Source organism: Helicobacter pylori (assembly GCF_001653475.1).
GTDB lineage: Bacteria > Campylobacterota > Campylobacteria > Campylobacterales > Helicobacteraceae > Helicobacter > Helicobacter pylori_CM.
Window position 1 is genome coordinate 1,063,691 of sequence record NZ_CP011487.1, and the last position, 12,810, is coordinate 1,076,500.

Below are 12,810 nucleotides of genomic sequence, written 5' to 3' on the forward strand. Positions count from 1 at the left end.
GAAAAATATGATAAAAAAAGCTAAAAAATTTATACCATTCTTTTTAATTGGCTCTCTCTTAGCTGAAGACAATGGATGGTATATGTCTGTAGGCTATCAAATCGGTGGCACGCAACAATTTATCAATAACAAACAACTCTTAGAAAATCAAAACATCATCAACAGCGTGACTCAAAGCGCGATCAATATTGCAGGGCCTACTACTGGCCTTATCACTTTAAGCTCTCAAAGCGTCATTGACGCTTTAGGCTATGGCGTGAGTAACACCGTGGGCAACCAATTAGAAGGCATTTCTAATATCTTAAATCAAATTGGCAAAAGAAAAGACTTTTATTCTAGCCGTCAAATCTCTAGCATTTCCCAGCAAATCATAGGGCTTAAAGGGAGCTCTGATCCTTTAAAAGCCCATTCTTCACAAATCACAGCCAAACTCCTTTCTAACACCCAGAGCGCGTTTGATGAAGGCATCGCGCTAAGCTCTAATATCATTAGCTCTATCAATAGCCTTAATCCTAGCAACAACGCCAAAGAAGTCAAAGCCCAGCTCCAAAACACCGTGCAATCCATGACAGAATTATTGCAACAAATTGAACACAGCATCACTAAAACCGCTAGCACCACTTATGCGCAATCCTTACTCACCAATCTAACCGATGCAGTGAATGCCTCTAGCAATAATACCATCTATGTGAGCGCTTTAAAAAACGCTTTAAACACCCTTGGGGTGGGGTATTTCCCTACAACGACCACAACGCATGTGGTGTTAAACCCGCCGGGACAAATCGTATTTTATCCCACTAATTCCATTTTAGGCTCTACTTCTTCAAACAGCAATAACCAACAACAATACAACAACACCCTTTTAATGAACACCTTACAAGGGGAATTGAGCGCTAATAATAATCCAAATAACCTCAATGGTTGCACCAATCAAGTCCAGTGTTTAGAGCAATTCATTCAAAATTTAGCCCCTTTAGCCGCAACCCCCACTTCAAATAACCAAGCCAACCAACAAGTCCAAGCCATTGCTCAAAAGCTTCAAAGCATTGCCATCAACACTTTAGACAACAATGCGATCAACAACACCACCTATAATTTAAACAACTTGCACAACGCTTTGAATTTCCAAGCCTATGAAAGCACGATAGAACAATACAATAACGCTTTAAAGCAAATTTCTTGGATCAGTTTCACTGAGCCTAAAAACTTGCTCAAAAACACTTCTAATAACTACCAAATCGGCACCGTTACTAACAATCAAGGGCAAAATATCAGCGCCTATGATTGCACAAGCGCTACCGGAAGCCTTTCTAGCGATACTTCTAGCGGGATTTCATGCAAAGCCACAAGCTCCACAAGCAACACAAGCAGTTTTGACAATTCTTTAGTCGCCACCTCCAAAGTCCAAACCATAGGGGGCAAAGAGCAGATCGGCGTGAATTCTTTTAACCTTGTCTCTCAAGTGTGGAGCGTTTATAACTCTTTAAAAACTTCAGAAGCCAATTTGCAAAAAAACGCCAATATCTTATGCGCTAATGGGACGCAATCTGGGACAAGCTCATGCAATAACGCCAGCTCTTCAGGGGGTTTGAGCATCAGCGGGAACGCCCAATTGCAAAATATTTTAAGCTCTACTAATGGGACTAGCGCTAACGCTCAAGCTAAAAGCAACGCTTCCAAGTTAAAAGCGATGGTGGTTGTGAATAATGAAGAAGCTAAAACGACTGACTCCAATCAAAGCAGTGGGGCAACCACTCAATCCCCTAACAACACGGTAATGGGAGCTTTAAACACCGTATTGCAAAATGTCAGCAATTTCCAACAAAGCATTCAAAGCGCTTTTCAAAACCAAGAAAGTAATATCCAAGCTTGGGCGAACGCGATTTATAACACTAATGGGAGTCAGTCGCAAGATATGACGCTTAACACTAACCAAGATTTACGCATCCAATTGAGAGCGAATTTCTACCAGCTCATCAATACCATTAACCAGCAAGTGCCTACAGACATGAACGCTTTAATCAATCAAAGCCAACAAACCCAGCAAACTAGTGGATCAGCGAGCAATAATAACGCATGCGCGGGCGGAACGAATGGGAGTGGTAGTAACTGGTGTTATCAGCAATGGTCAGATTCTAAGGCTTATTACAGCGGGTTACAAAGCGCTTTAGGGTATCAAACACAAGCAACAACTCAAAATGGCAATGGCACGAACAATACCACCTACAATGTCCAACAAATCACGCTCACTAGCGGTGGGTTGCTCAATCAAATTATCACCAATCTTAAGAGCGTTAATGGAGGCAATGGGGGAATCAGTGGAAACGGAAATGGAACCAGTCAAATCAACACAGCCTACCAAATGCTCACAGACGCCAGCGATGGGAAATTAGGGACTTATAGTAGTAGTAATAATAATAGTGGCAGTAATAACGGCTATACGCCATGCAATAGCACCAACGGGAGCAACGGGACGAGTGGGAGCAATTGCTACACCCCTAGCAAACAACAAAACGCCACCACCGCAACCACTAGCGAAACCAACTTGCAAAAAGTCTATAATGACGCCCAAAAAATAGCCAACATTATCGCCAGCTCTGGGAATAATAAAGGCGTTGAAAACGGCTTAAAACAATTCTTTGAAGCGTTAAAAAATAATAGCAACAGTCTCAGTCATTTGTGTAATGGTAGTAGCGGTAGTAGTAGCGCTACTTGCTCCGGTGGGCTTATCAACCTTTTAGGGGCAATCCCCACAAATGGGGTGAGCGATACGAATAATTTAATTAACTTGCTCACTGAATTTATTAAAACCGCCGGGTTTATCCAAAATAATGATAATAATAGCAGTAATGCTAGCCTCACAAGCGCTTTTCAAGCCATTACGAGCGCTATTTCTCAAGGGTTTCAAGCCTTACAAAACGATATTAGCCCTAGTGCGATTTTAACCTTGCTCCAAGAAATCACTTCTAACACCACCACCATTCAGTCATTCTCGCAAACCTTACGGCAGCTTTTAGGGGATAAAACATTCTTTATGGTGCAACAAAAACTCATTGATGCGATGATTAACGCTAGAAATCAGGTTCAAAACGCGCAAAATCAAGCCAATAACTACGGCTCTCAACCCATTTTAAGCCAGTATGCGGCTGCTAAAAGCACCCAACACGGCATGAGCAATGGCTTAGGGGTTGGTTTGGGTTATAAATACTTCTTTGGTAAAGCGAGAAAATTAGGCCTTAGGCATTATTTTTTCTTTGATTACGGCTATAGTGAAATAGGTTTAGCCAATCAAAGCGTGAAAGCGAATATCTTTGCTTATGGGGTAGGCACGGATTTTTTATGGAATTTATTCAGGAGGACTTACAACACTAAAGCGTTGAATTTCGGGCTATTTGCTGGAGTCCAACTGGGTGGCGCAACTTGGCTTAGCTCTTTGAGGCAACAAATCATTGACAATTGGGGGAACGCTAATGACATCCATTCAACGAATTTTCAAGTGGCGCTGAATTTTGGGGTGCGCACCAACTTTGCGGAGTTTAAGCGTTTTGCTAAGAAATTCCACAATCAAGGGGTTATCAGCCAAAAGAGCGTGGAATTTGGGATCAAAGTGCCTCTCATCAATCAAGCGTATTTAAAAAGCGCTGGGGCTGATGTGAGCTACAGAAGGCTTTATACTTTCTATATCAATTACATCATGGGGTTTTAAAAAAGGTGTGTCATGGAAATCTTGCAATTCATCGGCTATGGGAATATGGCTCAAGCGATTTTAGAAGGCTCTCATGAAATTTTATCCAAGCGTTTTATTTTAGAGATTACTGGGCGAAACCCTGAAAAAATCGCCCCCTTTTTGCAAGAAAAAAACATTCAAGCTCAAATCGTGCCTTACAAAAACGCTATTGATATACACCAAAAATTCGTGTTTTTACTTTTTAAGCCTTATAACCTTAAGGATTTTAATTATCAAGGGCAAGCTAAAAGCGTTTTGAGCGCTTTAGCCGGCGTGGGTTTTAAAGCTTTAAGCGATGCGATAAATTCTTTGCATTACCTCAAATGCATGCCCAATATTGCGAGCAAGTTCGCCCTTTCTTCTACAGCGGTGTGCGAAAAATCACCCATGCCTTCAATAAGCCAAAAGGCTTTGAGTATCATTGAGAGTTTTGGGAATTGCGTGCGAGTGGGCAATGAAGAGCAGGTGGATGCTAGCGTGGCGACAAACGGGAGCGCGCTTGCGTTTTTAAGCTTAGTAGCGAGCAGTTTGAAAGACGCCGGTATTAGGGAGGGTCTGAACGCTAAAGATTCTTTAGAATTGGTGAAGATGAGTTTTAAAGGCTTTGCCAAGCTGTTAGAAAAAGAACGCCCCGAGATGATTATAGAGCAAATTTGCACCCCTAAAGGCACAACTATTGAAGGCTTGAGCGTTTTAGAAAAAAAGGGGGTTAGGGGAGTGTTTATCAAAGCATGCCATAAGAGCGTGAAAAAAATGCACCTCTAAAAATTACACTCTTAAAAAATAAGCACGATGCATTTAGACAGGCAGAGTTTAGAAAAAGCCAAGCATTTGATCCAAAGCGGTCTGATTGACACCATAGAAGTGGGCACAATCAAGGGCTTGCAAGAAATCCATCGGTTTTTGTTTGAAGGGTTGTATGAATTTGCTGGGAAAATCAGGGATAAAAACATTGCTAAAGGGAATTTCAGGTTCGCTAGCTGCTTGTATTTGGATTTGATTTTACCCAGAATTGAGAGCATGCCGCAAAGCGATTTCAATCAAATCATAGAAAAATATGTGGGAATGAATATCGCTCACCCTTTTTTAGAGGGTAATGGCAGAACGGCTAGGATATGGGGCTTGATTTATTGCTTAAAAAGGAATTGAAAAAAATCGTGCTTTAAGATAGGATTGATAAAGCCGCTTATTTAAGCGCAATAAAAAGGAGTCCTGTGAATGATTTGGAAATCAAAACGCTTTTAAAAAAGCATTTGAGTTCTAATATTAACGATCCCTTAACTTTCATTAAAGGCATCACGCAGTCGTATTATTATGAAGGGCTTTAAAAAATTCCAAAAAGCATTTTTTCAAATCTTAAAAATACCATTCTTAAAAATTAAAAGCTTTATTTGTCAGCGTTAGAGCGATCTAAAACTGATCCTGTATCCGTTCAATCAAACTCAAAGGCAAGTTAAACGCTTTAATGAGTTCGCTCTCTTTTTGGCGTTGCTCGCCCTTATCCTTTTCATGGTCATAGCCTAACAAATGCAACACCCCATGGATGAATAAAAGAGCGATCTCATCTTCTAATCTATGCCCTAATTTCAGGGCGTTTTCTTGAGCTAATGGCATGTTAATAACCACGCTCCCTAAAGGGGCGTGAGGAACAACCTCTAAAGGGAAGCTCAAAACATCGGTAGCGTAATCGCAATCCCTTAAATCCCTGTTGATCTCTCGCATGGTTTCACCGCTCACTAAAATAAGCTCAATGATTTGAGTGGGGGCTAAAAAATTTGCGATTTTTTCTAATAATAAAAAGTCTGATTCTAGCGGAGTTTGGTTGTCTATTTCTAGCATTAAAGATATAAAAAAGAAGTTTAAAAAAGCCCTAAAATTTAGGGCTTATAAAGATTAAGCGAAAGAACCTTTAATTTGTTCCACCCATTTTGAAATCCTCTCATCCGTCAAATCGTCTTGATTGTCTTCATCAATCACGAGACCGACAAATTTACCGCCTTCTACCGCTTTAGAAGCTTCAAAATGATAACCATCAGTGGGAGTTTGCCCTACCACTTTACCGGCTTTAGCTTTTTCATAGATGTGGAAAATGCCTTCCGCAAAAGTTTCGCTGTAAGTGTCTTGATCGCCCAAGCCTACAAGCCCAATGGTTTTATTCGCAAAATCGCTCGCTTCCAATGTGCCTAAAAAGTCTTCCCAATCTGTTTGCAAATCGCCCGCACCGGCTGTTGGAGCGACTAGAATAACCTTTGTAAAGCTATCAAATTGCTCTTTAGAAGCCTTAGCCACATCAACCACTTCGGCATTACCAATAGCCTTGCTGATTTTTTCAGCGATAGCTTCAGCGTTTCCGCTGTCTGTCCCAAAAAAGATACCAATTTTTCCCATATTCCAATCCTTGTGTTTAAAGATATTAACGCACCCGCTTTATGCGAATGCTTGTGGGCGTAGTTTAGCGCATTTAATTAAAAATCTTGCTTAAAAACCCATTTTGTGCGAATATCGTTTCAATAAAAACCATATTAAAAGCGCTATAAGAACAAAACCAATAAGAAAAAACGAAGAATAATGAGAAAGCCTTTCATACAAAGTTTTCACCCAATCGCTCGCTTGAAAAGAAACGCTCCCCACGATCAGCGCCCACAAAAAACTGGATAAAACATTAAGCCATAAAAATCTTTTTAAAGGGTATTTGCTAAAACCAACCGCCAAAGGCACAACGCTTTTAATCCCATACAAATATTTATTGACAAAAATCATGAGTAAGGCGTAGCGTTTCACCCACAAACTCGCTAAAGCAAGCTTTCTTCTGTGCTTATGAAAATACTTCAAAAACTCTCTTTTTTGATAGCGAGCAAAGACTACAAGAGCCCCACTCCCTATTAAATTCCCTAAAAAAGCGACAAGAATGGTTATTTTTATATCCAAAGCGTGCGTGGTAGCACTCAAAATAGAGGCGATGACAATCCCCACATACCCGCCCCCTAAAGAATACACAAATAAAATGAGATAACCCCACTCCTTAAAACCCTCTTGAAAACGCAACAACGCTTCTTGCATAAAAACCCTCTTTTGATTCGTTTTTATTTTCATGTTATCCAAACTTATTCAACCTATTGGTGATTTAAACGCTATCTTTTAGTATAATGACAGCGTTATCCTAATAACCTAAAAGATATAGAGATGAATACAGAAATTTTAACCATCATGTTAGTGGTCTCAGTGCTTATGGGATTGGTAGGCTTAATAGCGTTTTTATGGGGGGTTAAAAGCGGTCAGTTTGACGATGAAAAACGCATGCTTGAAAGCGTGTTGTATGACAGCGCAAGCGATTTGAACGAAGCAATTTTACAAGAAAAACGCCAAGAGAATTAAAAAGAATAAATAAAAGGACAGAAATGAACCAAGAAATTTTAGATGTGTTGATAGTGGGCGCAGGGCCTGGGGGCATTGCCACAGCCGTAGAATGCGAAATAGCCGGCGTTAAAAAGGTGCTTTTATGCGAAAAAACCGAAAGCCATTCAGGCATGATAGAGAAGTTTTATAAAGCCGGTAAAAGGATTGATAAAGATTATAAAAAGCAAGTCGTAGAGCTTAAAGGGCATATCCCTTTTAAAGACAGCTTTAAAGAAGAGACTTTAGAGAATTTCACTAACCTTTTAAAAGAGCATCACATCACGCCAAGCTATAAAACCGATATTGAGAGCGTGAAAAAAGAAGGCGAATACTTTAAAATCACCACCACTTCTAATACAACCTATCATGCTAAATTTGTAGTGGTTGCGATCGGGAAAATGGGCCAGCCAAACCGCCCTACTACTTACAAAATCCCTGTTGCACTCTCCAAACAAGTGGTTTTTAGCATCAACGATTGTAAGGAAAATGAAAAAACCCTTGTGATCGGCGGAGGCAACTCAGCGGTGGAATACGCCATTGCTTTGTGTAAAACCACCCCTACCACTCTCAATTACCGCAAAAAAGAATTCAGCCGCATCAATGAAGACAACGCTAAAAACCTGCAAGAAGTCCTAGGCAATCACACGCTTAAAAGTAAACTTGGAGTGGATATTGAAAGCCTAGAAGAAGATGGCACTCAAATTAAGGTTAATTTCACCGATAACATGAGCGAGAGTTTTGATCGCTTGCTGTATGCGATCGGCGGCTCTACCCCTTTAGAATTTTTTAAACGCTGTTCTTTAGAACTAGATCCTAGCACCAATATCCCTGTAGTGAAAGAAAATTTAGAGAGCAACAATATCCCTAATTTATTCATCGTGGGCGATATTTTATTCAAATCAGGGGCGAGCATCGCTACCGCTTTAAACCATGGCTATGATGCCGCTATAGAAATCGCTAAAAGGTTGCAGTCTTAAAGCAAACTCACTCAGCAAACGGCTTAACCTTATACAAAAAGAAAAAGAGTGCTATAAGCGTTAAGGCAAAATGCATGGTTATGATAGTTAGGGGCGAAAAATAACGCAATTCCAGACTGCTGAGCGATAAGATTAGCACAGAGACCACGCGCACACCGCTTGATAAAAGCGATGAGAGCGATGAAATGTTGTTTTTAGAAACAAATTTGGAGAATTGATACCCCAAGCAATAACTCATGTAAGTGAAAAACGCCACCATGAGCGCATACACCCCTATGAAACAATAAGGGATATTCATAAGCAATAAGGGGCTAACGCCCAGTAGCACCAAAAGCGAACTTAGGGCGATTTTTTGGCTGTAATTTGAAGCTTTTAAAAAATGAATGAGGATGGAAATCGCTTGAAAAGCGATATAAAATATAAAAAGGTATTGCTCTTTAATGCCTTGTTTTAAAAAATACGCTTGCCACATTTGAAAATGGCTCATAAAAAAGACGGGCGTAATCAAATGCCCCACTACCAAAATTTTAAGCTTGGGGTTATCTTTAAGCTCTTTAAGACTGCCTTTAACTTGCTCTTTAAGGAATTTCAGGCTTTTTTGGCTTTTAAAATCTCCTTGATTTTCTTTAAAATAAATCATGATCATTAACATGCAGAGCATGATTAAAAGAATCCCCACGATATACAGCATCGCATGGACTTTGAGATACAAAAACGACCCCAAAGAACTCCCTATAATCATGCCCAAATAAGCGATTTGATTGTTTTTGGCTAAAAATTGGGACAAATCCTTTTTGTTTTCTTTAATGCTTGTGATGAGTGAAGCTTCAATCGTGCCGCTAGAGCATGCGCTAGACAAACCATACAGACCCCATGCTAAAAGCATGAAAATATAAAGATCAAAAAATAGCACAAACGAAAAGCTAGCGATTAAAAAGACATTAGAAACAAGGAATAAATTTTTCCGGCTCATCAAATCCGCTAAAACGCCGCTTGGGTATTCAGCCACCAGCACACAAAAGCTAAAAAAGGTTTGCACGAGCAAGATTCCACTCAAACTAAGCCCTTTAGAAAGCAACAAAGGGGTTAAAATCGCATGGGGTAAGTTTGAGCGATAATTAAGAGAAATTTCGCCCCATAGTAAGCTAAAATGTTTTTTCTTAAAGTTTCCATTTGAAAATTGTAATTAAAACTAGCTTATAATACAGCGTTATATCTTCTAATTGAAGGGGTATTGATGCTAACCCAATTAAAAACCTATCCAAAATTACTCAAACATTATGAAGAAATCAAAGAAGTGCACATGCGCGATTGGTTTTCTAAAGACAAAGAGCGAGCGAGTCGATATTTTGTGCAATTTGAAAGCTTGAGCTTGGATTATTCCAAAAACCGCCTGAACGATACCACTTTAAAGCTTCTTTTTGAATTAGCGAATGACTGCTCTTTAAAAGAAAAAATTGAAGCGATGTTTAAGGGTGAAAAAATCAACACCACCGAAAAGAGAGCCGTTTTACACACCGCTTTAAGAAGCTTGAATGACACTGAAATTTTACTAGACAACATGGAAGTGTTAAAAAGCATAAGGAGCGTTTTAAAACGCATGCGAGCCTTTAGCGATAGCGTGAGGAGCGGTAAAAGACTGGGCTATACCCATCAAGTGATCACCGATATTGTCAACATCGGCATTGGGGGGTCAGATTTAGGTGCTTTAATGGTTTGCACCGCCTTAAAACGCTACGCCCACCCGAGATTAAAAATGCATTTTGTGTCTAATGTGGATGGCACACAGATTTTAGATGTTTTAGAAAAACTCAATCCAGCCAGCACGCTTTTTATCGTGGCTTCTAAGACTTTTTCCACTCAAGAAACCTTAACCAACGCCCTAACCGCCAGGAAATGGTTTGTAGAAAGAAGCGGCGATGAAAAGCATATCGCTAAGCACTTTGTAGCGGTATCCACCAATAAAGAAGCCGTGCAACAATTTGGCATCGACGAGCATAACATGTTTGAATTTTGGGATTTTGTAGGGGGGCGCTATAGTTTGTGGTCGGCTATTGGCTTATCCATCATGATCTATTTAGGGAAAAAAAATTTTAACGCTCTTTTGAAAGGAGCGTATTTGATGGATGAGCATTTCAGAAACGCCCCTTTTGAAAGCAATTTACCCGTTTTAATGGGGCTAATTGGCGTGTGGTATATCAATTTTTTCCAATCCAAAAGCCATTTAATCGCTCCTTACGATCAGTATTTAAGGCATTTCCCTAAATTCATTCAGCAATTAGATATGGAAAGTAATGGCAAACGCATCAGCAAAAAAGGCGAAATCATCCCCTATGACACATGCCCTGTTGTTTGGGGCGATATGGGCATTAACGCTCAGCACGCCTTTTTCCAGCTCTTGCATCAAGGCACGCATTTAATACCCATTGATTTTATCGCTTCCTTAGATAAAAAGCCTAACGCTAAAGGTCATCATGAAATTTTATTCAGCAATGTTTTAGCGCAAGCACAAGCCTTCATGAAAGGCAAGAGTTATGAAGAAGTGCTTGGGGAATTGCTCTTTAAAGGGTTAGACAAAGATGAAGCCAAAGATTTAGCCCACCACAGGGTGTTTTTTGGCAACCGCCCCTCTAATATCCTTTTATTAGAAAAGATTTCACCAAGTAATATAGGGGCGCTAGTGGCTCTTTATGAGCATAAAGTCTTTGTGCAAGGGGTTATTTGGGATATTAACAGCTTTGATCAATGGGGTGTGGAGCTTGGGAAAGAACTGGCCGTGCCGATTTTACAAGAATTAGAAGGGCATAAAAGCAACGCTTATTTTGACAGCTCCACTAAGCACTTAATAGAATTGTATAAAAATTACAACCAATAAGCTTTGTTTGATAACAAGATAAAACCTCAAAACAATAAAGAAGCTTAACCCCATCCTCAAGCGATCCATTCAAAATCATCCGTTGATCATAACGGATTTTAGCGCCATATATTAGCCATTTGAATTTAAAGAGAGTAAATTTTCCACAAATTAATCGTTTTTAACTTTTAAAAGCTTGACTTTCTCATCATATGCATTATTTTACATATTATAATTATTTCAAAGCTAAGAATAATAAAAATCAAAGAATAGATTTATCTTTAAAAGTATTTGCGTTTATCAATCTCATTTTAGGAGGCATGCATGAAAAAGGCAAGTCAGGTTTTATTCTTTGGGGCATTTTTAAGTTCTTCTTTACAAGGTTTTGAAGCTAAGCTCGTTGGCTTTGTGGATCAATCCAGCACTATCGGTTTTAACCAGCATAAAATCAATAAAGAAAGAGGCATCTACCCTATGCAGCAATTCGCAACGATTGCGGGCTATTTAGGGCTTGGTTTTAGCCTGTTACCCAAAAAGGTTTCAGACCATGTTCTAAAAGGCAAAATAGGGGGCATGGTGGGATCTATTTTCTATGACGGCACGAAGAAGTTTGAAGACGGATCTGTAGCTTACAATCTCTTTGGTTATTATGATGGGTTCATGGGGGGTTATACAAACATCTTACAAAGCGATGATTTAGCGACACAGAACATGAAATACAATAAAAATGTCCGCAATTATGTCTTTAGCGATGCGTATTTAGAATATGCCTATAAAAATTATTTTGAAATAAAAGCCGGACGCTATTTATCCACTATGCCTTATAAAAGCGGTCAAACGCAAGGCTTTCAAGTTTCTGGACAATACAAGCATGCGCGCTTGACTTGGTTTAGCTCATGGGGTAGGGCATTCGCCTATGGTTCGTTTTTGATGGATTGGTTTGCCGCTAGGACCACTTATAGCGGAGGCTTTACCAAAAACGATAAGGGAGGTTACGATAGCCATGGGCAAAAGGTGCTTTATGGCACGCATGCGGTGCAACTCACCTATAAACCTCATCGTTTTCTCATAGAAGGCTTTTATTACCTTTCGCCTCAAATCTTTAACGCTCCGGGCGTTAAGATTGGTTGGGACTCTAACCCTAATTTTAGCGGCACAGGCTTTCGCTCTGATACAGCTATCATAGGGTTTTTTCCCATTTACTACCCTTGGATGATCGTTAAATCCAATGGGAGTCCAGTCTATAGATACGACACGCCTGCCACTCAAAACGGGCAAAACCTCATTATCCGCCAACGCTTTGATATAAACAATTACAATGTTTCAATCGCTTTTTATAAAGTCTTTCAAAACGCTAATGGTTGGATAGGCAATATGGGTAATCCAAGCGGTGTGATAATGTCAGGTAACAGCGTGTATGCTGGTTTTTCAGGCACAGCCCTTAAAAGAGACGCCGCTACCATTTTACTTTCTTGTGGTGGCACTCATTTTGCCAAAAAATTCACATGGAAATTCGCCACACAATACTCCAATTCAGTGGTTTCTTGGGAAGCAAGAGCGATGATCTCTTTAGGCTATAAATTCTCTGAATATCTGAGCGGCAGCATCGATCTTTCATATTATGGCGTGCATACTAACAAAGGCTTTAAACCGGGTGAAAACGGGCCTGTGCCTAAAAACTTCCCTGCCCTTTATTCTGACAGGAGCGCGTTATACACGGCCCTTATAGCGTCATTTTGATACTATGATCACAAAATAGAGTAGGCGTTTTTTAACGCCGTTTCTCTAATTTCTATATATAAATTTCTTTTCAAGCAAAAGCCCTTTTTAAATCATACCCGTTAAGCAAAATATCC

The 12,810-nt window shown here is 39.8% G+C and carries 11 protein-coding genes and 1 pseudogene; 8 read left to right on the forward strand and 4 right to left on the reverse strand.

Annotated elements, in window-relative coordinates; genetic code table 11:
* Positions 1-7: 7 nt before the first annotated feature.
* From hopL to AA974_RS08245, 4 genes are read left to right on the forward strand one after another with little or no spacing between them, the layout of a single operon-like run.
* The gene (gene hopL, locus AA974_RS05105) at positions 8-3,706 is read left to right on the forward strand and encodes a Hop family outer membrane protein HopL (protein WP_064433686.1); all 3,699 of its coding nucleotides are present in this window, start codon (positions 8-10) and stop codon (positions 3,704-3,706) included.
* A 12-nt stretch (positions 3,707-3,718) separates the two neighbouring features.
* On the forward strand, positions 3,719-4,492 hold the full coding sequence (gene proC / locus AA974_RS05110) for a pyrroline-5-carboxylate reductase (RefSeq protein ID WP_064433687.1): 774 nt from the start codon (positions 3,719-3,721) through the stop codon (positions 4,490-4,492).
* A 27-nt stretch (positions 4,493-4,519) separates the two neighbouring features.
* Positions 4,520-4,876, forward strand: coding sequence for a Fic family protein (locus tag AA974_RS05115; RefSeq protein WP_328287320.1), 357 nt, complete (start codon positions 4,520-4,522; stop codon positions 4,874-4,876).
* 23 nt (positions 4,877-4,899) lie between these two features.
* Positions 4,900-5,055 carry a cAMP-induced cell filamentation protein gene (locus tag AA974_RS08245; protein WP_328287324.1) on the forward strand — a complete coding sequence of 52 codons (156 nt, stop codon included), beginning with the start codon at positions 4,900-4,902 and terminating at the stop codon, positions 5,053-5,055.
* Positions 5,056-5,137: 82 nt separating this feature from the next.
* Here the strand turns inward: AA974_RS08245 and ybeY are convergent, their stop codons facing one another.
* From ybeY to AA974_RS05130, 3 genes are all read right to left on the reverse strand, one after another.
* A complete protein-coding gene (ybeY, locus tag AA974_RS05120) occupies positions 5,138-5,566 on the reverse strand; it encodes an rRNA maturation RNase YbeY (RefSeq protein ID WP_064433688.1) in 429 nt (142 codons plus the stop codon).
* A gap of 54 nt (positions 5,567-5,620) precedes the next feature.
* Positions 5,621-6,115: a flavodoxin gene (locus AA974_RS05125; RefSeq protein ID WP_064433689.1), complete on the reverse strand. Its 495-nt coding sequence runs from the start codon at positions 6,113-6,115 to the stop codon at positions 5,621-5,623.
* A gap of 90 nt (positions 6,116-6,205) precedes the next feature.
* Positions 6,206-6,787: a DedA family protein gene (locus tag AA974_RS05130; protein ID WP_064433690.1), complete on the reverse strand. Its 582-nt coding sequence runs from the start codon at positions 6,785-6,787 to the stop codon at positions 6,206-6,208.
* Between the two features lie 123 nt (positions 6,788-6,910).
* Here AA974_RS05130 and ccoS point away from each other — a divergent pair, with 123 nt between their 5' ends.
* Together ccoS and AA974_RS05140 are read left to right on the forward strand one after the other, a co-directional pair.
* The gene (gene ccoS / locus AA974_RS05135) at positions 6,911-7,102 is read left to right on the forward strand and encodes a cbb3-type cytochrome oxidase assembly protein CcoS (protein WP_001090948.1); all 192 of its coding nucleotides are present in this window, start codon (positions 6,911-6,913) and stop codon (positions 7,100-7,102) included.
* A 23-nt stretch (positions 7,103-7,125) separates the two neighbouring features.
* On the forward strand, positions 7,126-8,100 hold the full coding sequence (locus AA974_RS05140) for an NAD(P)-binding domain-containing protein (protein ID WP_064433691.1): 975 nt from the start codon (positions 7,126-7,128) through the stop codon (positions 8,098-8,100).
* A gap of 7 nt (positions 8,101-8,107) precedes the next feature.
* Here the strand turns inward: AA974_RS05140 and AA974_RS05145 are convergent.
* A pseudogene (locus AA974_RS05145) lies at positions 8,108-9,273 on the reverse strand (HP1165 family MFS efflux transporter).
* 64 nt (positions 9,274-9,337) lie between these two features.
* On the opposite strand from AA974_RS05145, the gene pgi reads away from it, so the two are divergent.
* Both pgi and hofH read left to right on the forward strand, forming a co-directional pair.
* Entirely contained in the window at positions 9,338-10,975 is a 1,638-nt protein-coding gene (gene pgi / locus AA974_RS05150) for a glucose-6-phosphate isomerase (protein WP_064433692.1), read from the forward strand.
* Between the two features lie 303 nt (positions 10,976-11,278).
* Positions 11,279-12,694 (forward strand): outer membrane beta-barrel protein HofH, encoded by a 1,416-nt coding sequence (hofH, locus tag AA974_RS05155; protein ID WP_064433693.1) that lies wholly within the window; start codon positions 11,279-11,281, stop codon positions 12,692-12,694.
* Positions 12,695-12,810 lie beyond the last annotated feature (116 nt).